Origin of the sequence: Terrabacter sp. NPDC000476, assembly GCF_040300125.1 — a bacterium.
GTDB lineage: Bacteria > Actinomycetota > Actinomycetes > Actinomycetales > Dermatophilaceae > Terrabacter.
This window is the reverse complement of the sequence record NZ_JBEPDF010000003.1, coordinates 446,304-469,564: the sequence shown is the minus strand read 5'-3', so window position 1 is coordinate 469,564 and position 23,261 is coordinate 446,304. Positions and strand designations below refer to the sequence as shown.

At 74.7% G+C, this 23,261-nt stretch carries 23 protein-coding genes; 4 read left to right on the top strand and 19 right to left on the bottom strand.

From position 1 onward, the window contains the following. Window positions 1-144 precede the first annotated feature (144 nt). Complete coding sequence (locus tag ABT295_RS18185) at window positions 145-1,386, top strand: class I SAM-dependent methyltransferase (protein ID WP_352395804.1); 1,242 nt, start codon at window positions 145-147, stop codon at window positions 1,384-1,386. A 162-nt stretch (window positions 1,387-1,548) separates the two neighbouring features. On the opposite strand, the gene ABT295_RS18180 is transcribed toward ABT295_RS18185, so the two are convergent. The 4 genes from ABT295_RS18180 to ABT295_RS18165 form a co-directional block, all read right to left on the bottom strand. Continuing rightward, window positions 1,549-2,034: an SRPBCC family protein gene (locus tag ABT295_RS18180; protein WP_352395803.1), complete on the bottom strand. Its 486-nt coding sequence runs from the start codon at window positions 2,032-2,034 to the stop codon at window positions 1,549-1,551. Continuing rightward, window positions 2,031-2,360: an ArsR/SmtB family transcription factor gene (locus ABT295_RS18175; protein ID WP_352395802.1), complete on the bottom strand. Its 330-nt coding sequence runs from the start codon at window positions 2,358-2,360 to the stop codon at window positions 2,031-2,033. Before ABT295_RS18175 ends, ABT295_RS18180 begins: the two co-directional genes overlap by 4 nt. Window positions 2,361-2,423: 63 nt before the next feature. Continuing rightward, complete coding sequence (locus ABT295_RS18170) at window positions 2,424-3,254, bottom strand: PfkB family carbohydrate kinase (protein WP_352395801.1); 831 nt, start codon at window positions 3,252-3,254, stop codon at window positions 2,424-2,426. After that, window positions 3,254-4,357 (bottom strand): nucleoside hydrolase, encoded by a 1,104-nt coding sequence (locus ABT295_RS18165; protein WP_352395800.1) that lies wholly within the window; start codon window positions 4,355-4,357, stop codon window positions 3,254-3,256. Before ABT295_RS18165 ends, ABT295_RS18170 begins: the two co-directional genes overlap by 1 nt. Window positions 4,358-4,410: 53 nt before the next feature. Between ABT295_RS18165 and ABT295_RS18160 the strand changes: the two genes are divergently transcribed. Further along, the gene (locus tag ABT295_RS18160; protein WP_352395799.1) at window positions 4,411-5,727 is read left to right on the top strand and encodes a glycoside hydrolase family 3 N-terminal domain-containing protein; all 1,317 of its coding nucleotides are present in this window, start codon (window positions 4,411-4,413) and stop codon (window positions 5,725-5,727) included. On the opposite strand, the gene tsaD is transcribed toward ABT295_RS18160, so the two are convergent. From tsaD to glmS, 9 genes are all read right to left on the bottom strand, one after another. Further along, the gene (tsaD, locus tag ABT295_RS18155) at window positions 5,724-6,770 is read right to left on the bottom strand and encodes a tRNA (adenosine(37)-N6)-threonylcarbamoyltransferase complex transferase subunit TsaD (protein ID WP_352395798.1); all 1,047 of its coding nucleotides are present in this window, start codon (window positions 6,768-6,770) and stop codon (window positions 5,724-5,726) included. The two genes, ABT295_RS18160 and tsaD, sit on opposite strands and share 4 nt — an antisense overlap. After that, window positions 6,767-7,318 (bottom strand): ribosomal protein S18-alanine N-acetyltransferase, encoded by a 552-nt coding sequence (gene rimI / locus ABT295_RS18150; protein WP_352395797.1) that lies wholly within the window; start codon window positions 7,316-7,318, stop codon window positions 6,767-6,769. Before rimI ends, tsaD begins: the two co-directional genes overlap by 4 nt. After that, on the bottom strand, window positions 7,315-8,028 hold the full coding sequence (gene tsaB, locus ABT295_RS18145) for a tRNA (adenosine(37)-N6)-threonylcarbamoyltransferase complex dimerization subunit type 1 TsaB (RefSeq protein ID WP_352395796.1): 714 nt from the start codon (window positions 8,026-8,028) through the stop codon (window positions 7,315-7,317). The genes rimI and tsaB overlap by 4 nt, the downstream gene beginning before the upstream one ends. A gap of 91 nt (window positions 8,029-8,119) precedes the next feature. Then, window positions 8,120-8,590 carry a tRNA (adenosine(37)-N6)-threonylcarbamoyltransferase complex ATPase subunit type 1 TsaE gene (tsaE, locus tag ABT295_RS18140; RefSeq protein ID WP_352395795.1) on the bottom strand — a complete coding sequence of 157 codons (471 nt, stop codon included), beginning with the start codon at window positions 8,588-8,590 and terminating at the stop codon, window positions 8,120-8,122. After that, on the bottom strand, window positions 8,587-9,966 hold the full coding sequence (locus tag ABT295_RS18135; RefSeq protein WP_352395794.1) for an alpha/beta fold hydrolase: 1,380 nt from the start codon (window positions 9,964-9,966) through the stop codon (window positions 8,587-8,589). Before ABT295_RS18135 ends, tsaE begins: the two co-directional genes overlap by 4 nt. Further along, window positions 9,963-11,168, bottom strand: coding sequence for an alanine racemase (gene alr / locus ABT295_RS18130; protein ID WP_352395793.1), 1,206 nt, complete (start codon window positions 11,166-11,168; stop codon window positions 9,963-9,965). Before alr ends, ABT295_RS18135 begins: the two co-directional genes overlap by 4 nt. A 54-nt stretch (window positions 11,169-11,222) precedes the next feature. Continuing rightward, a complete protein-coding gene (locus ABT295_RS18125) occupies window positions 11,223-12,779 on the bottom strand; it encodes a bifunctional ADP-dependent NAD(P)H-hydrate dehydratase/NAD(P)H-hydrate epimerase (protein ID WP_352395792.1) in 1,557 nt (518 codons plus the stop codon). Continuing rightward, complete coding sequence (locus ABT295_RS18120; RefSeq protein WP_352395791.1) at window positions 12,779-13,129, bottom strand: holo-ACP synthase; 351 nt, start codon at window positions 13,127-13,129, stop codon at window positions 12,779-12,781. Before ABT295_RS18120 ends, ABT295_RS18125 begins: the two co-directional genes overlap by 1 nt. A gap of 1 nt (window position 13,130) precedes the next feature. After that, window positions 13,131-14,990 (bottom strand): glutamine--fructose-6-phosphate transaminase (isomerizing), encoded by a 1,860-nt coding sequence (gene glmS, locus ABT295_RS18115; RefSeq protein WP_352395790.1) that lies wholly within the window; start codon window positions 14,988-14,990, stop codon window positions 13,131-13,133. A gap of 62 nt (window positions 14,991-15,052) precedes the next feature. Between glmS and coaA the strand changes: the two genes are divergently transcribed. Continuing rightward, entirely contained in the window at window positions 15,053-16,057 is a 1,005-nt protein-coding gene (coaA, locus tag ABT295_RS18110; RefSeq protein ID WP_352395789.1) for a type I pantothenate kinase, read from the top strand. Between the two features lie 35 nt (window positions 16,058-16,092). Here the strand turns inward: coaA and ABT295_RS18105 are convergent, their stop codons facing one another. From ABT295_RS18105 to ABT295_RS18080, 6 genes are all read right to left on the bottom strand, one after another. Beyond that, on the bottom strand, window positions 16,093-16,965 hold the full coding sequence (locus ABT295_RS18105; protein WP_352395788.1) for an aggregation-promoting factor C-terminal-like domain-containing protein: 873 nt from the start codon (window positions 16,963-16,965) through the stop codon (window positions 16,093-16,095). A 300-nt stretch (window positions 16,966-17,265) separates the two neighbouring features. Then, window positions 17,266-18,501: an RNA 5'-3' helicase PhoH2 gene (gene phoH2 / locus ABT295_RS18100; RefSeq protein ID WP_502991218.1), complete on the bottom strand. Its 1,236-nt coding sequence runs from the start codon at window positions 18,499-18,501 to the stop codon at window positions 17,266-17,268. Window positions 18,502-19,062: 561 nt separating this feature from the next. Beyond that, window positions 19,063-19,620 (bottom strand): hypothetical protein, encoded by a 558-nt coding sequence (locus tag ABT295_RS18095; protein WP_352395786.1) that lies wholly within the window; start codon window positions 19,618-19,620, stop codon window positions 19,063-19,065. Beyond that, entirely contained in the window at window positions 19,617-20,276 is a 660-nt protein-coding gene (locus tag ABT295_RS18090; RefSeq protein ID WP_352395785.1) for a hypothetical protein, read from the bottom strand. Before ABT295_RS18090 ends, ABT295_RS18095 begins: the two co-directional genes overlap by 4 nt. 113 nt (window positions 20,277-20,389) lie before the next feature. After that, window positions 20,390-21,373, bottom strand: a complete 984-nt coding sequence (locus ABT295_RS18085; RefSeq protein WP_352395784.1) for a WXG100 family type VII secretion target — start codon at window positions 21,371-21,373, stop codon at window positions 20,390-20,392. Between the two features lie 142 nt (window positions 21,374-21,515). Next, a complete protein-coding gene (locus ABT295_RS18080; RefSeq protein WP_352395783.1) occupies window positions 21,516-22,277 on the bottom strand; it encodes an isoprenyl transferase in 762 nt (253 codons plus the stop codon). A 264-nt stretch (window positions 22,278-22,541) separates the two neighbouring features. Here ABT295_RS18080 and trhA point away from each other — a divergent pair, with 264 nt between their 5' ends. After that, window positions 22,542-23,252 (top strand): PAQR family membrane homeostasis protein TrhA, encoded by a 711-nt coding sequence (gene trhA / locus ABT295_RS18075; protein WP_352395782.1) that lies wholly within the window; start codon window positions 22,542-22,544, stop codon window positions 23,250-23,252. Window positions 23,253-23,261: the final 9 nt, after the last annotated feature.

The following is a 23,261-nucleotide window of genomic DNA, read 5'->3' as shown; positions in this document are numbered from 1 at the left end:
TCGCGGGGGTCGACCGAACTCGAGGAGGACGCTGGCACTTTCGGTGCGAGAGTGCCAACACGAGCAAATCTAGGTTTGCCGTTAGCACTCGGTCAAGTCGAGTGCCAATACTCGTCGTCCCCGCGAGGCTGCGAGGATGGCGTCATGGACGCCGCGATGGTCGACCGCCTGTCCGCGGGCGAGGGATGGGCCCTGCTGCAGTCGCTGCCGCCCTACGACGAGGCGGCCTCGCTGGGGCTGCAGGGACGGCTCCGCGACGCGGGCTTCGCCGCCGACCTCGTGGCTGCTGCCCTGACCCAGTCGCGGCTGCGGGCGCGCGCGGCCGACAAGTTCGGTGAGTTCGCCGCCGGCATGCTCTTCACCCCAGACGGCCTCGAGCAGGCCACCCGCCTGCCCGTCGCTGCCCGCCACGCGCACCGGTACGCCGCCGCCGGCATCCGTGAGGTGCACGACCTCGGGTGCGGGGTGGGCGCCGACGCCATGGCGCTCGCCGGCCTCGACCTCACCGTCCACGCGGTCGACGCCGACGACGTCACCGCGCGCGTCGCGGCCGTCAACCTGCGGCACTGGCCGTCGGCCCACGTCACCCACGGGCTCGCGGAGGACGTATGCCTCCCCGACGTCGCGGGGCCCAGCCACCTCGGGCTGTGGCTCGACCCCGCCCGCCGCGTGAGCGGGGTGGCCGACATCAGCGGCCGCACGAAGCGCGTCTTCTCCCTCGACGCGATCTCGCCGTCGTGGCAGCAGGTGCAGGCCTTCGCCGCCCGGGTGCCGGCGACCGGGGCCAAGCTCTCCCCCGCCTTCCCCCACCGCGCACTGCCGCCGGGCACCGAGGCGCAGTGGACCTCGTGGAACGGCGAGGTGCTCGAGTGCGCGGTCTGGTGGGGGCCGCTCGCGACGACGCCGGGCCGCACGGCCTCGGTCGCGACCGAGGCGTCGACGTGGCTCGTGACCGAGGCCGACGCCGAGGAGGGCACGCGTCGGCCGCCCCTCGGCTCGGTCGCCGAGGTGGGCGAGTGGCTCTACGAGCCCGACCGCGCCGTCATCCGGGCCGGGCTCACCGGGGCCCTCGTCGACGCTGTCGAGGGCGCGGAGCTCGCGGGGGGCGTCGGCTACGTCAGCAGCCGAGCGGCGCACGAGGTCGCGTGGGCGCGGCGGTTCCGCGTGCTCGAGGCCATGCCGCTCTCGACGAAGCACCTCGCCCGGTGGCTGCGCGACCACGGCCACGACCGCGTGACGATCAAGAAGCGGGGCGTCACCCTCGACGCCGACCAGCTGCGCCGGCAGCTGAAGATGACCGGCAGGGGTCGGGGCGGCTCCGAGGCGACCCTCGTGCTGACCCGGGTCGGCGGCGGCCAGGTCGCCCTCGTCGTCGCGCCCGCCTGAGTCCGCCCGCCTGAGTCCGCCCACCTGAGTCCGCCCGCCTGAGTCCGCCCACCTGGCCCCGGTCCGGTGATCTTCCACCGGACCGAGCACGCTCCACCGGACCGAGCACGCTCCACCGGACCGAGCACGCTCCACCGGACCGGGCGCGCCCAGCCGACCGGCTCAGGCGCTGCGGTAGCGCTCGTGCAGCGCGCTCCACGTCTCGTCCCACTCGGGCAGGGCGGCGCCGTCGAGGTCGGCCTCGAGGCGGCGCACGTAGGTGTCCCAGCCCGCGGCATACCCCGCCGCCTGCTGGTCGCCGAGGCGCTCGTGCCGCAGCCGCAGCCGCGCTTCGTCACCCTCGGCGACGAGCTCCACCGTCACGAGGGTCGCCGCGCCGCCGACGGGCCACTCCCAGACCAGGCGGGTGGGCCGCTCGCACGAGACGACCCGGCACGACGGGGTGTCGGCGTCGTCGAAGTGGATCGTGAAGGCACCCCCGGGGCGCAGGTCGCCGGTCACCGGCGCGAACCACCGCGCCAGCCGCTCGGGGTCGGTGCAGGCCTCCCAGAGGTCGTCGGTCGAGGTCGCGTAGCGGCGGTCGAAGACGGCGGCCACCCCCTCGCCGTCGCGCTCGATGCGGCCCAGCATTTCGGTCAGCTCGCTCATGCCTGCTCCTCTCGCCTGGCCCGCGCGCCGCGGGCGATCTCGGTGTCGAGGGCGTCGAGGCGCTGCCCCCAGAACGTGCGGACGTCGCGGCACCACTGCTCGAGCTCGTCGAGCGCGGCCGGCGCGAGGCGGTAGACGCGCTGGCGCCCCCGCTCCTGCGCCTCGACGACCCCGGCCTCCCGCAGCACGCGCAGGTGGCGCGAGATGCCCGGCCGGGCCGCGTCGAACCGTGCCGCGACCTCGCCGGCCGTCAGCTCCCCGCTCGCGAGGTGCTCGACGATGCTCCGTCGTGTCGGGTCGGCCAACGCCTCCCAGGTGCCGTTCATGGCAAAAGCGTAACTCTCAAGTTACGTAACGCGCAAGGTACGCGTTGCTGCAGCCGCCGTCGATCAGAGGGCAGCGTCCGGTTGGGCCCCGACCCAGCGCACCGCGGCCGCGCCCGCGGCGTTGGCGGCCTCCAGCGCTCGTCGGCGGTCGGCACCGGACGCGAGGGCCGCGGCGAGCGCGCCGCAGAAGGCGTCTCCGGCCCCCACGGTGTCACCGAGGTCGCGCTTCGCCACGGGTATGCCGTCGACGCCGTCCATCCCCCAGCGCGCCCCGGCCGCCCCGAAGGTCACGAGCAGCGACCCCGGCACGAGGTCGGAGTCGGCGAGCTCGCGCATCTCCGACTCGTTGACCACCACGGGGTCGGCGAGCGCGACGACGTCGGGCGGGAGCGCGGCATACGGGGCGAGGTTGACGACGACGGTGGCTCCCGCTGCGGCGGCGGCGCGGCAGGCGGCCGCCACCGTGTCGAGGTCGACCTCGAGCGAGCAGAGCAGCACGTCGCCCGAACCGAGCCGACCGGCGGCCGCGACGAGCGACTCGTCGTGCTCGCCGTTCGCCCCCGCCACGACGATGATGGCGTTCTCGCCCTCCTCGTCGACGGTGATGTAGGCGGTGCCCGTGGGCGCGCCCGGGCTCGTGGACACCTCGGAGGTGTCGATGCCGAGCCGCCGGAGCCGCTCGACGTAGGAGCGCCCGGGCCCGTCGTCGCCGACCCGCGCGAGCATCGCGACGTCGGCCCCCGCCCGGGCGGCGGCCGCGGCCTGGTTGCCGCCCTTCCCGCCGGCGAACCGGCCGCCGTCCTCACCGAGCAGCGTCTCGCCGGGCAGCGGGTGCCGCTCGACGAGGGTGACGACGTCGACGTTGAGCGAGCCGAGCACCGCGACGCGCCCCATCAGGACCGCTCCCCCGCGCCGAGCAGCGTGTCGGCCCAGAGCCTGGCGTAGCGCTCCCCGTCGACCTCGAGGGCGACGTCGATGCGCACCGGGGCCTCGCCGTGCGGGTCGTGCGCCATGTCTCCCGTCCAGTCCCTCCGGTCGACGATGGTGCGTCCGCGCGACCACGCCCCGGCCAGCTCGACGCGGAGCGGCAGGCTCTCGGTCGTCAGGCCCTCGGGGGCGAGCACGGCGCAGACGGCGCCGGCGTCGCCGATGGTCGACGCCTCGCGGGCGAAGCGCTCGTGCTGGAACTCGAGCAGGCGCCCGCCCAGCTCGGCCGGGCCGCGACCCCCGACGGCCACGAGCTCGGCGGCGAGCGCCCGGTCGACGACCGGCTCGTAGAAGACGTCGAGGCCGTACATCGTCACCGCGATGCCGAGGTCGGCCGCGGCGTCGAGCACGACGGCCGCGGCCTCCGGGTCGTGGAAGACGTTGAACTCCGCCGACGCCGTCGCGTTGCCGACGTTCGCCGCGCCGCCCATGAAGATGATGCGTGAGATGCCCTGCGCCACATCCGGATACGTGCGCAGGAGCAGGGCGATGTTCGTCAGCGGCGCCAGCGGCACGAGGGTGACGGGACGGCCCGCCCGTGCCGCCTCGCGACAGACGTCGCGGAGCAGCTCGACGGCGTGGCGCGGGTCGGGGTCGTGGGCGGCCGGCCCCCAGCCCAGCTCGCCCATGCCGTCCTCGCCGTGCACGTGCCGGGCGTCGACCGGTCGCTCGAGGAGGGGACGGTCGGCGCCACGCGCGACCGGCACGTCGGCCCGCCCGGCCGTCTCGAGCACGAGCAGGGTGTTGCGCACGACGTCGTCGACGGGGGCGTTGCCGCCGACGCAGGTCACGGCGCGCAGGTCGAGGCCGGGGTGCAGCGCGGCGAGCAGGAGCGCGCACGCGTCGTCGACGCCCGTGTCGACGTCGAGCACGACGGGCACGGGACGCGGCAGCGGGCCGTCGGCGGCGCTCGGCTCGGCCGAGGGCCGGGCGCTCGCTGCAGCGTTCGCTGCCGAGGCCGGTGCGGGGTCCGGTGCGGGGATCGGGGCTGCGATCGGGTCGGTCGTCACAGCGGGCACGGTACCGGGCGGTCGCTCCCAGCCGCCCGGGATACGCTCGAGCGATGCCCGCGCAGCCCCGTCGACGCCGTCCCCCGACCCGCCTCCGGCTCGTGACGCTCGTGGCCGCCACGGCTCTCACCGCCGCCTGCTCGTCCGCGCCGTCACCGGGCGGCGCCACCGGTGCGGAGTCCGGCGGGGCCGGCACCGGCGCGGGCCCGACCACGCCGGCCTCGTCGGGGCCGAGCTCGGTGCCGACGTCGTCGGACGGCGCGAGCAGCACCCCCACGGGCACGGTGACGGGCACCCCCACCGGGTCCACACCGTCCTCGTGCGCGCCCGCCCTCGTGGCCCGCATGGACGCCGACGAGCGGGCCGGTCAGCTGCTCATGGTCGGGCTCGACGCCGGCGCGAGTCGCACCAGCCTCGACTCCCTCGTCGCGAGGCGCCACCTCGGCGGCGTCATCCTCCTCGGCGGCTGGGGCGACGGGATCGACCGGGTGCGCGCCACGACCCGGCACCTGGCCTCGCTCGCGTCGCCCAAGGACACGGCCGGCCTCGGCATGCTCGTGGCCGCCGACCAGGAGGGCGGCGCCGTGCAGCAGCTGCGCGGCGACGGCTTCAGCCGGATGCCGTCCGCCACGACCCAGGGCGAGGGGTCGGCCAAGGCGCTCACCGCGGACGCCGCGCGCTGGGCGGGGCAGCTGCGGGCGGCCGGCATCAACGTCAACCTCGCCCCGGTCGCCGACACCGTCCCGGCGTCGCTCGGGCGGGCCAACGGCCCGATCGGGCAGTACGACCGCCAGTTCTCGAGCGACCCCGAGCGCGTGGCGCGGATGGTCGGGGCCTTCGTCGCCGGCATGCGGGCCGGCGGGATCGCCTCCACGGTCAAGCACTTCCCCGGCATCGGCCGGATCACCGGCAACACCGACGTCACGGCCACCGGCATCACCGACCGCACGACGACGGTCGACGACCCCTACCTCGAGCCCTTCCGCACCGGCATCCAGGACGGCGTCGAGCTCGTCATGGTCGGCTCGGCCGTCTACAGCCGCATCGACCCCGGCACCAACGCCCCGTTCTCCCGGACGATCGTCACCGGCCTCCTGCGCGACCGGCTCTCCTACGACGGGGTCGTCATCACCGACGACGTCGGCGCCGCGAAGGCCGTGGCGGACGTGCCCGTGGGCCAGCGGGCCACGCGCTTCATCGCGGCCGGTGGCGACATCACGCTCACCGCGCGCCCCAGCACCGTGCCGACGATGCACGAGGCCATCACCCAGAAGATGGCGGCCGACCCGGCGTTCGCCGCGAAGGTCGAGGCCGCCACGACCCGCGTCGTCGACCTCAAGCTGCGGATGGGCCTCGCCCGCTGCTCCTAGGCCTGCACGAGGGTGACGGGCATGGACGAGTCGGTCGGCAGCCCGAGGTCGCTCGGCTCGCGGCCCTTCGCCACCATCTGCGCGCCGAGGGCGGCCACCATGGCGCCGTTGTCGGTGCACAGCCCGGGACGCGGCACGCGCAGGGTGACGCCGGCCTTGGCGCAGCGCTCCTCGGCGAGCGCCCGCAGGCGCGAGTTCGCCGCGACCCCACCGCCGATGAGGAGGTGGTCGACCTCGTGCTCCTTGCACGCGAGCAGGGCCTTGCGGGTCAGCACGTCGACGACCGCCTCCTGGAAGCTCGCGGCGACGTCGGCGACGGGCACGCTCTCGCCGGCCCGCTGCCGCGTCTCGACCCAGCGGGCCACGGCCGTCTTGAGCCCGGAGAACGAGAAGTCGAACCGGTGCCGCTCCATGTCACGACCCGTCGTCAGGCCACGCGGGAAGTCGATGGCGATCCGATTGCCTTCTCGCGCAGCCCGATCCACGTGGGGCCCGCCCGGGAAGGGCAGACCCAGCACGCGAGCGACTTTGTCGAAGGCCTCGCCCGCGGCGTCGTCCATCGTCGCGCCGAGCGAGCGCACGTCGTTCGTCACGTCGGGCACGAGCAGCAGCGAGGAGTGGCCGCCCGAGACGAGCATCGCCATCGTCGGCTCGGGCAGGGGCCCGTGCTCGACGATGTCGACGGCGACGTGGGAGGCGAGGTGGTTGACGCCGTAGAGCGGCTTGCCGAGCGCCACCGCGAGGGCCTTGGCCGAGGCCACGCCGACGAGCAGCGCGCCGGCGAGTCCCGGGCCCGAGGTCACCGAGATCGCGTCGAGGTCGCGCAGCGCCACCCCGGCCTCGCGGCAGGCCCGCTCGACGGTCGGCACCATGGCCTCGAGGTGGGCCCGGCTCGCGACCTCCGGCACGACCCCGCCGAAGCGGGCGTGCTCCTCGACGCTGCTCGCGACCGTGTCGACGAGGAGTGTCTGGCCGTGCACGATGCCGACCCCGGTCTCGTCGCACGACGTCTCGATGCCGAGGACGAGCGGTTCGTCGCTCATGCGTCTCCCTCCGTGACGAGGAGACGCAGCACGAGGGCGTCGACGTCTCCCGGTTGGTAGTAGCGGCGCCGCACCGAGACGACCTCGAAGCCGGCGCTCTCGTAGAGCCGGCGGGCGGCGGTGTTGTCGGCGCGCACCTCGAGCATGACCGCCTCGACCCCATGCCGACGGGCCCGCTGCAGCAGCTCGTGGAGCAGCACCCGACCGAGGCCGCGGCCGCGGTGCGCGGGCACCGTCGCGATGGTCATGACGTCGGCCACGTCACCCGCGACGTCGAGGCCGGCATACCCGGCGATCGAGCCGTCCGGCGCCTGCGCCACGACGTAGTCGCGCCGGGGGCGGCCGGCGAGCTCGGCCCACCACGTCGCCTCCGACCAGGCGTCGTCGGCGAAGAGCACCTGCTCGAGCCCGGCCAGGACGGCGAGATCGGTCCACTCGAGCTCGCGCAGGATCACGGTGGACTCGGTGGACGCGGTGGACTCGGTGGGGCCGGGCGGCACGGCGGGCGCGGAGGCCGCGTCGACGCGGGGACCCGGGGCCGCGGTCATCCGAGCGTCGACTTCGCGCTCGGCGGGGCCGGCGCCGCATCGGGCCGGCGCAGGTAGAGCGGCTCGAGGCCGTCGAAGCCCCCACCGGCGTCGACCTGCTGGAGCTGCGCCCCGTCCGGGCGGGGAGCGCCCGCGAGCCGGCGCACGGCGAGGTCGGCGAGCGCGCCGGCGCTGACGTCGAGCGGACCGGTGGCGTGCGGGAGGCTGTCGGGGTAGAGGGAGGGTCCGCGCCCGGCCGTGGGCAGGCCGCGCAGCTCGGGCGCCAGGTCGGCCGCCCGCGCCACGAAGGGGTCGAGGGTGCGCACCGCGCCGTCGTCGCCGAGCGCGTAGGCGGCGGCGTAGACCTCCTTGCGGCGCGCGTCGGTGGCCACGAGCAGGTCGCCGCGCCGCCCGGAGCGCCACGCCTCGTGGGCGATCGCGTCAGGACTGGTCAGGCCACGCACGGGCAGCCCGAGCGCGAAGGCGTACGTGCGGGCGGTGACGATGCCGACGCGCAGCCCCGTGAACGGCCCGGGCCCGATGCCGGCGACGACGTCGGTGACGTCTCCCGGCTCCGCGCTCACCGCTCCGAGGACGGCCCGGATGCCGGGTGCGAGGTGCTCGGCGTGCGCGCGGGCGTCGAGGGTCGTCTCCTCGGCGACCACCGAGCTGCCGTCGTGCAGGGCGACGGTGATGGCGGTCGTCGACGTGTCGATCGCGAGCAGGAGCACGCGGTCAGGCTATCCGAGGGACGGCGACGCCCCACCACCGCCGCCGGTCGATCGGCCCACCGGCGCGACGGGCCTGAGCGGCGCGCCGGCGTCAGAGCCGCGCGACCGCGTCGAGCACCGCGCCCCAGCGCGGGCCGACACCGACGAGGCGCGTGGTGCGCACGTCCTCGCCCGCGATCGTCAGCTCGAGCCGCGACTCGCTCAGCTGCTCGGCCAGCCCGGCGCCCCACTCGACGACGGTGACGCTCGCGTCGAGGTCGGCGTCGAGGTCGAGGTCGTCGAGCTCGACGGCGCTGCCGAGGCGGTAGGCGTCGACGTGCACGAGGGCGGGCCCCCCGACGAGCGACGGGTGCACCCGCGCGATGACGAAGGTCGGCGAGGTGATCGGGCCGCGCACGCCCAGGCCCTCGGCGATGCCCTGGGTCAGCGTCGTCTTGCCCGCTCCGAGGTCACCGGTCAGCACGAGCACGTCACCCCCGCGCAGCAGCGCCCCGAGCCTCCTGCCGAAGTCCTGCGTCTCCTCCGGCGTCGCCCACGTCACGGACCGCTCGACGCCGCTCACGTCCCCGTCCTCCGCTCGGCCGCGTCACCCTTCCCGGTCTTCGCGGTCTTCCCGGTCCTCGCGGTCTTCCCGGCCTTCCCGCTCTTCGCGGACGTACCGGCCTTCCCGGCCTCGGCGTCGCCGGCGCCCCTGACGCTCTTCCCGCGCCTCCCGCCCCGACCCGCACGGGCGAGCTCGGCGGCCTCGCTCTCGAGGCGGCGCTGGCGGCGGTTCTTCGCGACGTCGGTGACGACCCGGCGCACGCGGGGCTGCGTCGAGACCTCGATCTGCTCGGCCCGGGCGCGGGCCGACTGGTCGACGAGCTGCACGAGGTGTGCGTCGAGCAGCTCGGGGTGCTCGAGCATGATGACGTGCCCGGCGTCGTTGACGACGATGTGCTCCGCACCGGGGATGCCCTCGACGATGAGCTCGCTGTGCGCGGGCGGCGTGAGCACGTCGTCCCGGCCGTTGAAGACGAGCACGACCGCGTGGCGGTACTCGAGCAGCGCCGGCCGCTTGTCGAAGCCGTCGAAGGTCATCAGGTAGTCGTTGACGACGTCGAGCGGCGTGCCGAGGAGGATGTCGGAGGTGTAGCGCACGACCGAGCGAGGCACCGGCGAGGCGAACGAGTTCTGCTCGACGAGGAAGTGCTCGAGGTCGCGGGCCACCCGCCGCATCCGGCCGAAGAGCTCGGGGCGGTGGCTGAGCGAGCCGAGCACCCCCGGCCCGAGGCGCTCGAGCATGAGCCGGCCCATGGTGGCGACGCGGCCGCCGTTGGCGAGCATGAGCCCGCCCGCGCTCGTCGCGACGAACGCCGCGCCGACCACCCGCTCGACGACGAGCACCGGGTCCAGCTCGCCGAGCGCGAGCATCGTCATGCCGCCCATCGAGTGCCCGACGAGCACGAGGTCGCCGTCGGGCACCACCTGGGCAAGCACGGCGTGCAGGTCCTGGCCGAGCCGGTCGATCGTGTAGCTGTCGCGCGCGCCCCGGCCCGACTGGCCGTGGCCGCGCTGGTCCCAGCTGACGACCCGGTAGCCGGCCTCCTTGAGCGCCCGCCGCTGGTAGACCCAGCAGCGCAGGCTGAGGCAGTAGCCGTGCGTCAGCACGACGGTCGGCAGCTCGTCGGGCCGGCCGTGGCGCGTGGAACCGTCGGCCGCCACGCGGGCGGCCTCGGGCGCGGGCCGGTCGATCTCGACGTGGAGCGCCACCCCGTCGTCGGTGAGCACGACGCGCTCCTCGTCGGGCGTGATGTCGAGCAGCTCGGGGGTCTCGAGGGCCGCCATGGCCGCGCGGTGCTTGCCGGCCCGGTCGGCGGCGATGCCGGCGGCCACACCGGCCGCGACCCCGAGGGTGGCGGCCGCGATGCCGATGACGGGGTTGCGCCGCGAGCTCATGCACCGGCCTTCGCGTCGGCGTCCGGCGCACCGAGGTGCAGCCGGGGCACGCGGGCGCCGAGCCGGGTGACGATCTCGTAGCTGATCGTGCCGGTCGCGTCGGCCCAGTCCTGGGCGGTGGGCTCACCGGGCGCGCCGCCGAAGAGGGTGACGACGTCGCCGGCGCTCGCACCCGACCCGGCACCCAGGTCGACCACGAACTGGTCCATGCAGACCCGGCCGGCGATCGTCGTGCGCCGGCCGTCGACGAGGAGCGGGCCGACGTTCGTCGCGTCGCGGGGCACGCCGTCGGCATACCCGGCCGGCACGAGGCCGACCACGGTGTCGGTGGCGGGCACGTAGGCGTGGCCGTAGCTGACGCCCTGGCCGGCCGGCAGGCCCTTGACGAGGGCAAGGCGCGCCCGCAGGGTCATGACGGGCCGCAGCCCGAAGTCGTCGTCGAGCTGGGGCACGGGGGTCAGGCCGTACATCGCGATCCCGGGGCGCACGAGGTCGGCGTGGGCGGAGGGGTGCACGAGCGTGGCGGCGGAGTTCGCGAGGTGGCGCACCTCGGGCCGGCAGCCGGCCTGCTCGGCCTCGGCGACCGCCTCGAAGAAGCGCTCCTGCTGCGCGAGCACCGTCGGGTGCTCGGGCGAGTCGGCGTGCGCGAAGTGCGTCCAGATGCCGACGACCTGCACGGCGCCCTCGGCCTCGAGCGGCCGGGCGTGGCGCACGAGCGTGGTCCAGTCGCGGCCGTAGGCGCCCCCGCGGCCGAGGCCGGTGTCGACCTTGAGGTGCACGCGGGCCGTGCGGCCGAGCGAGCGGGCCGCCGCGGCGATCTCGTCGAGCACCCACGGCGCCGACGCCGACAGGTCGATGTCACGCGCCACGGCGGCGGCGAAGTCGGTGCCCGGCACGCTGAGCCAGGTGAGCAGCCGGGCCCCGATGCCGGCGTCGCGCAGCGCCACGGCCTCGGGCAGCTGGGCCACGCCGAGCCAGGTCGCGCCGGCCCGCAGCGCGGCGCGCGCGACCGGGAGCAGGCCGTGGCCGTAGGCGTCCGCCTTGACGACCGCCATGAACTCGGCGCCGGAGGCCCGCTCGCGCAGGGTGCGCACGTTGGCCTCGAGGGCGGCGAGGTCGATCTCGGCCCAGACGGTGCGGCCGCGCGTGGCCGACTCGTGCGGGGTCGGCACGGCCGGCTCGGTGGCGTCGGTCTCGCTCATCTGTGCAGTCTCGCAGGTCGTCAGGGTGGTCTCGGGGGCAGGGCGCGCCGGTGGTCAGGCCGGCGCCGAGCGTCCTCGCGCGAGCAGGTCGCGCACCGTCGGACGGATGCCGTGGGCGACCGCGAGCGCCCGCAGCGGGCCGCCGTTCGACACCCGGTCGGCGGTGACGCCGTGCACGAGGGTGCCCAGCGCGGCCGCGTCGTGGGGCTCGAGGCCGGAGGCGAGCAACGTGCCGACGATCCCCGTCAGCACGTCACCGGCGCCGGCCGTCGCGAGCCACGGCGGCGCGTCGGCCTGCGAGCGCACCGCGTGGCCCTGCGTGACGACGAGGGTGGTGGCGCCCTTGAGCAGCACGGTCGCCCCGGTGAGCGCGGCCAGCCGGCGCGCGTGGCGGAGCGGGTCGGCCCTGACGTCGTCGGCCGTGACGGGACGACCGGCTGGCAGCTCGTCACCAGCCGCGCTCGGCGAGGCGGAGCCGGAGCCCTGCTGCCCGTCGGTGGTCCCGAGCCGGGTCAGCAGCCGGGCGAGCTCGCCGGCGTGCGGCGTCAGCACGGTCGGCGCCGCGCGCCGGCCCTCGACGAGCGCGAGGCCGCCCGCGTCGACGACGACGGGCAGGTCGCTCGCGAGCGCCGCGCGTGCGACGTCGAGCTGGGCCACGGCGTCGGCGTCGGTCGCCTCGGTGTCGAGCCCGGGCCCGACGGCCCACGCCTGCACGCGGCCGTCGCCGACGACGGCCTCGGGCACGGCCTGGTGGACGAGGCCGACGGGCGTCGGGGTGCCGACGACGCGGAGCATGCCGACCCCGGCCTCGGCCGCCGCGGTCGCGCTGAGCACCGCGGCGCCCGGGTAGGCCTCGCTGCCCGCGACGAGGCCGAGCACGCCGCGCGAGTACTTGTCGTCACCGCGGCCGGGCACGGGCCAGAGCGCTGCGACGTCGTCCCACTCGAGGCGCTCGACGGCGGCGGGCACCTCCTCGACCTCGATGCCGATGTCGACCACGGTGAGTCGCCCGGTGGCCGCCTCGCCCGCGGGCAGCAGGTGCACGGGCTTGGGCGTGCCGAAGGTGACCGTCTCGTCGGCCCACACGGCGTCGTCCTCACCGGACTCCCCCGCCGGGTCGAGCCCGCTCGCGAGGTCGACGGCGAGGACCCACGCGTCGTCGTCGACGGCGTCGACGAGCTGCGCCGCCTCGGGCCGCAGGCCGGGTCGGCCGCCGATGCCGACGATGCCGTCGAGCACGAGGTCGGCCTCGGCCACGACGTGGGCGAGCGCCTCGGGGCCCTCCGCGACGAGGTGGACCATGACGCCGGCGCCCTCGGCGGCCTCGAGCCCACCGGCGTGCACGCCGTCGCGGCCGGCCGACGGCAGGAGCACCACGGCGCAGGCGTACCCGGCGTCAGCGAGGTGGGCGACGGCATACAGGGTGTCGCCGCCGTTGTCGCCCGCACCCACGAGGCCGACGACCGTCGTGCCCCCGCTGTCGGTGAGGCGCGCGGTGGCGACGTCGGCGAGCCCGCGCGCGGCGCGGGCCATGAGCTCACCCTCGGGCAGCTCGGCCATGGCGGCCGCCTCGGCGGCGCGCACGGTGTCGACGGAGTGGGCGCGGATCATCAGCCCTCCGCGATGACGACGGCCGACGCCACACCGGCGTCGTGCGACAGGGACAGGTGGAACGAGTCGACCCCGAGGTCGTTGGCGCGCGACTGCACGGTGCCCCCGATCTCGAGGAAGGGGCGCCCGTCGTCGTTCGTGACGACGCGCGCGTCGGTCCAGTGCAGCCCGACGGGCGCGCCGAGCGCCTTGGCGAGCGCCTCCTTGGCGGCGAATCGCGCTGCGAGGGAGGCGATCCCGAGACCGCGCTCCTCCGGCGTGAAGAGACGCTCGCGCAGCGCCGGCGTGCGCTCGAGCGTCTGCTCGAAGCGCGCGATGTCGACGACGTCGATGCCGACCCCGACGATCACGTCACTCGACCGTGACCGACTTGGCGAGGTTGCGCGGCTGGTCGACGTCGAGGCCCTTGGCCGTCGAGAGCCACAGCGCGAAGACCTGCAGCGGCACGACGGTCAGCAGCGGCGCGAGCAGCGGCGACGTCGCGGGCACCCGGATGACCTCGTCGGCGAACGGCACCACGGCCTCGTCGCCCTCCTCGGCGATGACGAGGGTGCGGGCGCCGCGGGCGCGGATCTCCTGGATGTTGCTGACGACCTTGCCGTGCAGGCCGTGCTCGCTCGTCGGTGAGGGCACCACGACGAAGACCGGCTGGCCGGGCTCGATGAGGGCGATGGGGCCGTGCTTCAGCTCACCGGCCGCGAATCCCTCGGCGTGGATGTAGGCGAGCTCCTTGAGCTTGAGCGCGCCCTCCATGGCGATCGGGTAGCCGACGTGGCGGCCGAGGAAGAGCACCGAGCGCGTGTCGGCCATGAAGCCCGCGATCTCCTTGACGCGGTCCATCTGGCCGAGCAGCGCCTCGATCTTCGCCGGGACCCCACCGAGCTCCTTCATCACCGACTGCGCGTCGTCGGCGAACGAGCCGCCGCGCAGCTGGGCCAGGTAGAGGCCGAGCACGTAGCAGGCGGTGATCTGGGCGAGGAAGGCCTTCGTCGAGGCGACGGCGATCTCCGGGCCGGCGTGCGTGTAGAGCACCGCGTCGGACTCGCGGGGGATCGTCGAGCCGTGCGTGTTGCAGACCGACACCGTGAGGGCACCGAGCTCGCGGGCGTGCTTGACGGCCATCAGGGTGTCCATCGTCTCGCCCGACTGGCTGATCGAGACGACGAGGGTGCGCTCGTTGACGATGGGGTCGCAGTAGCGGAACTCGTGCGCGAGGGCGACCTCGACGGGGATGCGCGTCCAGTGCTCGATGGCGTACTTGGCCACCATGCCGGCATACGCGGCGGTGCCGCAGGCGACGATGGTGATCCGGTCGACGGCCTTGAGCTGCTCCTCGGAGATGCTCATCTCGTCGAGCACGAGCCGGCCGTCGATGTCGGTGCGGCCGAGGAGCGTGTCGGCGACGGCGTGCGGCTGGTCGTGGATCTCCTTCTCCATGAAGGTCGCGAAGCCGCCCTTCTCGGCGGCGGCGGCGTCCCACGTCACCTCGTACGCCTTGCCCTCGGCGGGCGTGCCGTCGAAGTTGACGACGCTGGCGCCGTCCGGCGTGATGGTGACGATCTGGTCCTGCGCGAGCTCGAGCGCGTGGCGGGTGTGGCCGATGAAGGCGGCGACGTCGGAGCCGAGGTAGTTCGCGTCGTCGCCGAGGCCCACGACGAGGGGGCTGTTGCGCCGGGCGCCGACGACGACGCCGGGCTGGTCGGCGTGGATCGCGAGGAGCGTGAAGGCGCCCTCGAGGTCGGCCACGACCCGGCGCATCGCGGCGGTGAGGTCGCCCTCCGCGTCGTAGGCGCGGGCCACGAGGTGGGCGACGACCTCGGTGTCGGTCTCGCTCGTGAAGGTGACGCCCTCGGCGAGCAGGCCCTGCTTGAGGGCGTGGAAGTTCTCGATGATGCCGTTGTGGATGAGGGCGAGCTTGCCGTCCTCGCCGCCGCGGTGCGGGTGGGCGTTCTGGTCGGTGGGGCCGCCGTGCGTGGCCCAGCGGGTGTGGCCGATGCCGGTCGTCGACGACGGCAGCGGGTCGGCCTCGAGCTCGGCCGTCAGGTTGGCGAGCTTGCCCGACTTCTTGCGGGTCTCGACGTGGTCGCCGTCGAGCAGTGCCACACCGGCCGAGTCGTAGCCGCGGTACTCGAGGCGGGCGAGGCCCTCCATGACGACGTCGAGCGCCGTCCCGTCGTTCGCGCGCCCGACGTATCCCACGATTCCACACATGAGGGCCAGCCTAAGGGACCGCGTGGGGCCCCCGCGCCACGGCGGGCCGACCGTCCGCAAGAATGGCGCCCGTGTCGGAGCCAACCAGCGGACCCGGCGGGAACGAGGCGAGCGGCGGCAGCAGCAGCGCCTCCCTCCCGTCGCCCTACGTCGAGTTCGACCGGGCCGCGTGGTCCCGGTTGCGCGAGAACCACCCGCTCAACCTCGACGACGCCGACCTCGCGCGCCTGCGCGGGCTCGGTGACCGCATCGACCTCAGGGAGGTCGAGGAGGTCTACCTCCCCCTCTCGCGCCTGCTCAACTTCTACGTCGGCGCCACCCGCCAGCTGCACCAGGTGACGAGCGACTTCCTCGGGGAGCGCCCGGCACGCACGCCCTTCGTCATCGGCGTGGCCGGCTCCGTCGCGGTCGGCAAGTCGACGACGGCCCGCATCCTGCGCGAGATGCTCGCGCGCTGGCCCGACACGCCCCGCGTGGCGCTCGTGACGACCGACGGCTTCCTCTGGCCGAACGCCGAGCTGGAGCGCCGCGGCCTGCTGCAGCGCAAGGGCTTCCCGGAGTCCTACGACCGGATCTCGCTGCTGCGCTTCGTCGCCGAGATCAAGTCGGGCAAGCCCGAGGTGTCGGCGCCGGTCTACTCGCACCTCACCTACGACATCGTGCCCGGCGAGCGCATCGTCGTGCGCCAGCCCGACGTGCTCATCGTCGAGGGGCTCAACGTGCTCCAGGCGCCCGAGGTGCACCCGGTGCGCGGCACGGGCCTCGCGGTCAGCGACTTCTTCGACTTCTCCGTCTACGTCGACGCGTGGGTCGACGACGTGCGCAAGTGGTACGTCGAGCGGTTCCTGCGCCTGCGCGAGACGGCGTTCTCCGACCCGGACTCCTACTTCCACCGGTACGCCGTGCTGTCCGACGAGGAGGCCGTCGCCACGGCGAACCGGATCTGGCGCGAGATCAACGGGCCCAACCTCGTCGAGAACATCCTGCCGACGCGCTCACGCGCGAGCCTCGTGCTCTCCAAGGGTGACAACCACGCCGTGCGGTCGGTGCGGCTGCGGAAGATCTGAGGCGGCCATCGGGCGAGGGCCCTGGGCAGAGGCCGTCAGTACCAGTGGGGCGAGCGCGCCTGCCACGTCGACCACGCGTTGCAGGGGTTGCCGTAGGACATCTTGATGTACCAGAGGCCCCACTTGATCTGCGTCAGCGGGTTGGTGCGGTAGTCGTCGCCGAACTGGGCCATCTTGCGGGCCGGCAGCGACTGCGGGATGCCGTAGGCGCCCGAGCTCGCGTTCTCCGCCGACCAGCGCCAGTCGCTCTCGCCCGTCCAGAGGTTGACGAGGCAGTTGTACTGCGCGTCGCTGCTCCAGCCCTGGTCGACCATGAGCAGGCGCGCGGCGGCCTTCGGGTCGTCCTTCGCGTTGTCGATGACGCGCTGGCGCTCCTTCTCGCGGGCGGCCTCGGCGGCCTTCTCGCGCGCCTTCTCGGCCTGCTCGGCGGCCGCCTTCTTCTTCTTGGCCTCGAGCTCCCTGGCGGTGCGCACGCCGCCGGCGGCGATCGCGGTGCGGCGCTCGTTGCGCGACACCGAGGCGGCCGCGCGGTAGGTCGTGTCGACCGTGGCGGCGCGGGCCATCTCGTCGGTCTGGGCGGCGACGCCGGAGCCGACGACGAAGGCGGCCGAGTCGGCGGCGAGGAGGTCGTTGGCCTTCGCGTAGGCGAAGCCGGACGCGCCCATGGCGATCGCCAGCGCACCGGCGACGACGGGGCGCACGACACGCTTGCGCGTGCTCGAGTGGTGCGGGTGGTGCGCGCGGCCCGGCTCGTGCCGGGCGCTGCGCCGGGCAGCGCCGTCGGTGATGGCGCCGGTGGCGCCGGTGGAGCCGGTGGAGCCGGTGGCAGTGAGGGCGGTGCCGGCGGTCTCCCTGCGCGGCGGGACTGCGGGGGCCGGGGTGCGGTGCCGGCCTTCGTAGCGTGCCATGGCGGGTCGTCACGCCTTCCTGGGTCTCGGGGCAGTGCCGGGCTCAGGTCGTCACGGGCGGGGCCCGCGACGGGCGGCGCCCGGTCGGTACAAGGGGGAGGTCGACCCCGGTCGGCCCCTCCGCGTCGTAGCGAAACGCCGTTATCAATCCGAGATCTTTGCCTCCACCGTGCCAGCCGAAACTAGCCGAGGGCAAATCGCGGCCCGCGCCCGGGGCGGTTCCGGCCGCCGCAAAGCGGACGAAACGCATCGGCTCCCCGGGCCGCGCGTGCCCGGGGAGCCGACGTGACGTGGATCAGGTCACACGTCGAGGCCCTCGAGCAGGTCGGTCACGAGCGCGGCGATGGGGCTGCGCTCGCTGCGGGTCAGCGTCACGTGCGCGAAGAGCGGGTGGCCCTTGAGCTTCTCGATGACCGCCGCGACCCCGTCGTGGCGACCGACCCGGAGGTTGTCGCGCTGGGCGACGTCGTGGGTCAGCACGACCTTGCTGTTCTGGCCGATCCGCGACAGGACGGTGAGCAGCACGTTGCGCTCGAGCGACTGCGCCTCGTCGACGATGACGAACGCGTCGTGGAGCGAGCGCCCCCGGATGTGCGTGAGCGGCAGCACCTCGAGCAGGCCCCGGTCCATGACCTCCTCGACGACCTCGGTCGAGACGAGGGCGCTGAGGGTGTCGAAGACCGCCTGTCCCCAGGGGTTCATCTTCTCCGCCTCGGTGCCGGGCAGGTAGCCGAGCTCCTGGCCGCCGACGGCGAAGAGCGGGCGGAAGACGAGGACCTTGCGCTGCACCCGGCGCTCCATGACCGACTCGAGGCCGGCGCAGAGCGCGAGCGCCGACTTGCCGGTACCGGCCCGCCCGCCGAGGCTGACGATGCCCACGTCGGGGTCGAGCAGCAGGTCGAGCGCGATGCGCTGCTCGGCGCTGCGGCCGTGCAGGCCGAACGCGTCGCGGTCGCCGCGCACGAGCCGGATCTGCTTGTCGGCCCCGACCCGCCCCAGACCGCTTCCCCGCGGCGAGAGCAGGACGAGACCGGTGTGGCACGGCAGCTCGGCCGCGCCGGCGTGCTCGATGCGTCCCCGGTCGTAGAGCTGGTCGAGCTCCTCCGAGGAGACCTCGAGCTCGTGCAGCCCGGTCCAGCCCGAGTCGACGCCCTGCTCGGCGCGGTACTCCTCCGCCTCGAGCCCGCACGCCGACGCCTTGACCCGCATCGGCAGGTCCTTGCTGACGACCGTCACGTCGGCGCCCTCGTTCGCGAGGTTGCGCGCGACCGCGAGGATGCGGGTGTCGTTGTCGCCGAGCCGGAAGCCGGCCGGCAGGGCCGACGGGTCGGTGTGGTTGAGCTCGACCCGCAGCGTGCCGCCGTCGGCGCCGACCGCGACCGGCTTGTCGAGGCGCCCCTCGTTGACCCGCAGGTCGTCGAGCAGGCGCAGCGCCTGGCGGGCGAAGTAGCCGAGCTCGGGATGGTGGCGCTTGCCCTCGAGCTCGGTGACGACGACGACTGGCAGGACGACCTCGTGCTCGGCGAACCGGAGCATGGCCCGCGGGTCGGAGAGGAGCACCGACGTGTCGAGCACGTAGGTCTTGGTCTCCGGCGTGCGCGCGCGTGTGGTCGTCCCCGTGGCGGTGTCGGGCGAACCCGTTCCCTGTCCAGCCATTCCCACTCCCTGACCGGCGCGCGGCCTGCGCGCGCCTACTCGCTCCCGAGGTGCCGGGCGACCACCAGAGGGTGGCGTCGTGCCCGGCCCTCCGTCCTGAGCGACTGCTCCATGGGTGGGCCTCCTGGCAGCGTCCGGCGGGTGCCGTCCGCTGTGACGACGGTACGACCGCCGCGCCGCGACGACGCGCATTGACGCGTGTCGCGGGCTCGTGTCGCGACGGTGTTCACCCTCCGTCGCTGGGGTCACCGGCGCCGACACCTCTGCGACACGAGCGCGACACGACGCCGTCACCCGAGGCCGTATGCGTCCGGCCCTGTCCCGGCGCCGGGCGGGCCCGCGGAGGGCCGGGTCGGCCGCCCGGCCGGGTCGGCCGCCCGGCCGGCCGGCGGGTCAGCTGCCCGGCGGGTCAGCTGCCCGGCGGGTCAGCCGCGGGGCGGGTCAGCCGCGGGGCGGGCGGGTGCGCATCGCCGCCATGACGCCGATGACGGCGGCGAAGAGGCCGAGCAGCACGATGACGACCATCGCGCCCGCGCTCGTCGGGGTCTCCCCCGTCACGGCGCGCCGCAGGGCCAGGGCCATGACGATCGTCACGAACGCGCAGACCGCGACGAGCAGCCAGCGCCCGAAGCGGCCGACCCGCGACTGGTCGCCGAACGCGCTGCCGACGTTCGCGCCGGACTCGACGGCGGCCGCGAGCGGGTCGACGCCGGGGTTGCGGTCACGCCACGCCCGGCGGGCCGTGCCCATCCGGACCACGACGGCACCGATGAGCACGAAGACGATGCCGACGCCGAGCCGCGCGGCGCGGCCCTGGTCACCGCCGAGGAGGCCGAAGGCCAGGCCGAAGAGGCCCATCGCGCCGAGCGCCGAGCCGATGACGACCGTCGTGCGGATCCCCACGGGACCGAAGGGCTGCGCGGGGTCGTCGAGCCACGCATACGGCGGCGGGTCACCCGGCCGCGCGCCCGCGCTCGGCGGAGGGGTGGGCGCGCTCACGCGGGCGCCCCGGGCAGCAGCTGGGCGAGCTCGCGCTCGAGGCCGTCGGCCACCGGTCGCGGCTGCGCGTCGCGCTCGTCGGCGACGGTCCAGCCCGAGGCGTCGGGGCGGAAGTAGCGGGTGCCGACGCTGCCCTCGAGGGTGCGCGTCTCGATGGCGAACCGCGACGTGCCGCCGTGCGCGGCACGCAGCTGCTCGACCGCGCGCGCGAGCACCTCGGCGGGCCGGTCGACGGCGTCGGTCAGGCCGACGAACCACGTGCCGAGGCTGCGCGGCTGCAGGAGCGCGATGATGTCGCCGTCCTCGATGACGACCATGAGGTCACCGGTGTCGCCGTCGCGCACGCTGATGCCGCTCCAGCGCTTCGCGCGGGCGAAGACGGTCTCGAGCACCGCTGCCTCACCGCGGCTCACCGCGTGGTCGCCCTCCGGCTGCGCGAGCCCGCGCGCGAGCAGCGACGCCACCCCCGCGGCGCCGACGAGCTCGTCGGTCGGGGCGGCGTCGAAGCCGAGCGAGGCGACCGTCATCCGCGAGCTCTCGGTCGCGTGCCGGCCGAGCAGGTAGCGGATCTCGGCCCAGCCGAATCCGTACACGTCGTCGGGCAGCGGCACGCGCGCGAGGTCCGAGCCCGCCAACGGGTCAGTGGCAATGGACATTGAGGTGCTCCTTCATCGGTCCCTGTGGCACGGCACCCATCTTGTCGTGCCGGCCCGTGTCGTGCGCGCCCGACCCGGCGCCGGCGGTGCGCCGGCGCCCGGGTCGTGGCGGGTCAGAAGATGCTCGTGACGGAGTCCCACGCGTCGGAGGCGGCGTCGCCGATGTCACCGGCGACGTCGGCGATGCCCTCACCGACGGCGTTGACGGCGTCGTGCACCGCCGGGATGTTCTGGTAGGCCGCGACCCCGAGGCCGGCCACGCCGCAGGCGATGTTGATCGGCGGCGGGGCGAAGACCGCGCCCGCGGCCAGGCCCGTGCTCAGGCCGTTCGTGATGATGCCCTCGGTGTCGCCCTCGGCGATGGAGACGCCGAGCTGGGCGGCGCTGAGGCCGATGCCCACCGGGCCGAGCACGCCGAACCTGCCGACGGCGTTGCCGGCCGCGCTGCCCTCGGCGAAGAGGCCGGAGAGCCCCTTCATGTCCCAGGCGTCCGCGAAGAGGTTGGCGCCGGCGGCGAAGCGCGAGGCACCCGGGAAGACGTCCATCATGCTGTCGCCGACGCGCATCATCTCGGTGATGTTCGACAGGTAGCGGCCGCTCATGAGCGCGCCCTGCGAGCGAGAGAACACCGAGCCGAAGGCCGCCGTCTGGGCGAGCAGGCTCGGCATGCCGAAGATCGTCATGGCGTTGGCGATGCCGTCGAGCGGCGACGTGCCGTCCTCGCCCCCACCGCCGCCGAGGTTGGAGGGCCCGCCCGGCTGGCCCGGGGTGCCCGGCATCCCGGGCAGGCCGGGACCCTGCGGCAGGCCGGGGCCGGTGCCGCCCTGGCCGCTCGTGGTGTCCTGCGCGCCGGCGTTGCGCCGCAACGCCTCGGCGAGCTTGCCGAGGTCGGTGCCGAACTGGGTCAGCTGCGCCTCGACCGGCGGCCAGCGGTTCATCAGGTGGTCGAGGTCCGCGCCACCCCACTGGCCCTTGAGCGCGTGCACGGCACGGCTCGCCTCACCCTTGACGGTGTCGCACTCGCGGGCGTGACCGGTGATCCGGTCGGCCGACGCGCGCAGCGCCACCGGGTCGGCACCCTTCTTGTAGATCGCCATCTCTGCTCTCCCCTGATGTCGGCGGAACGACGGACCGCACCCCCGCGCCCACACGGCCGGTGCCCTTGCCTCCCGAGAACCTACGTGGCCCACTCGAACCGGACAATGGGGAGCACTCCCCACCCCCGCCCCGCACGCACGGTCAGCCGCCGAACCGACGGTGCCGGCCGGCATACGCCCGCAGCGCGCGGAGGAAGTCGACGTGCCGGAAGTCGGGCCAGTACGCCTCGCAGAAGTAGAACTCCGAGGTCGCGCTCTGCCACAGCAGGAAGCCGCCGAGGCGCTGCTCGCCCGAGGTGCGGATGACGAGGTCGGGGTCGGGCTGGCCCTTGGTGTAGAGGTGGCCGGCGATGTCCTCCGCCGTCAGCCCGGCCGCGATCTGCTCGATCGACTCCCCCGCCGCCGCGCGCTCGAGGAGCAGGTCGCGCACGGCGTCGGCGATCTCGCGCCGCCCGCCGTAGCCGACCGCCACGTTGACCGTCATGCCGTCGACGTCGGCCGTGCGCCGGGCCGAGCGGCGCAGGCTCTCGGCCGTCTCGGCGGGCAGCAGGTCGAGGGCGCCGACGATGGTCAGGCGCCAGGTGCCGCTGTCGGCGAGGTCGGAGACGGCCGTCTCGATGATCTTGAGCAGCGGCGCGAGCTCCTCCTCGGCGCGGCGCAGGTTGTCGGTCGAGAGCAGCCACAGGGTGACGTACTCGACCCCAGCCTCCCGGCACCAGCCGAGCAGCTCCTCGATCTTGTCGGCCCCGGCCTGGTGGCCGCTCGCCGTGCCGGCACCGCGAGCACGGGCCCACCGGCGGTTGCCGTCGAGCATGACGGCGACGTGCCGCGGCAGCGACCCCTGGGGCAGATCCTTGAGGACCCGGCGCTCGTACGCGCCGTAGACCACATCGCGCCACCCCACGGGGCCTCCTCGTCGACTCGCTCGTCCACGCCGCTCGGGACAGGGGCAGACCCGCTCGGGTCGGCGGTCCTTACCGTACCCCTCGCGATCCGCGCCGCCGCGGCGGTCGTGCGGGCGCCGGGCGGGCGCGTCGCGGATCGGCGCAGAACCTCCGCCGATCCTTCACCGGGCCCCCACGGGACCTCCACAGGCCCCGGCCCGACCTGCCGTCGACCCCAACCTACGACTGCGTAACCTACGGTTGCGTAGGTTACACTCGGGACCATGAGCACCGACCCCCAGCGCACGCCGACGCCCCCGAGCGGAGGCCCCGTCGCCGACCTCGTCGCCGTCGTCAAGCCCCGCCTGCGCGGCTGGCTCCACCTCGGCATGTTCCCGGTCGCCGTCCTCGGCGGCCTCGCCCTCGTGCTCGTCTCCGACCCCGGAGCCGTGCGCACCGCCTCGCTCGTCTTCACCGTGAGCGCGGCCCTGCTCTTCGGCGTGTCGGCCGTCTACCACCGCGGCACGTGGGGCCCGAGGATGTCGGGGCTGCTCAAGCGCTTCGACCACTCGAACATCTACCTCATCATCGCCGGCACCTACACGCCCTTCGCCGTGACGCTGCTGCCCGGCGACCAGGCCCGCCTGCTGCTCTCGGTCATCTGGGGCGGGGCCGTCGCCGGGGTCCTCTTCCGCGTCTTCTGGGTCGGCGCACCCCGCTGGCTCTACACCGCGCTCTACATCGCGCTCGGCTGGACCGCCGTCTTCTACGTCGTGCCGTTCTGGCGCGAGGGCGGCCCGCTCATCGGCTCGCTCATCGGCATCGGCGGCCTGCTCTACACCGCCGGCGGCATCGTCTACGGCACGAAGAAGCCCAACCCGTGGCCGCGGTGGTTCGGCTTCCACGAGGTGTTCCACGCCTTCACGCTCGGCGGCTTCCTCGCGCACTTCGCCGCCGTCGCGCTCGCCGTCGTCGGCTACCAGGTCGCCACCTGAGCGCCGTCC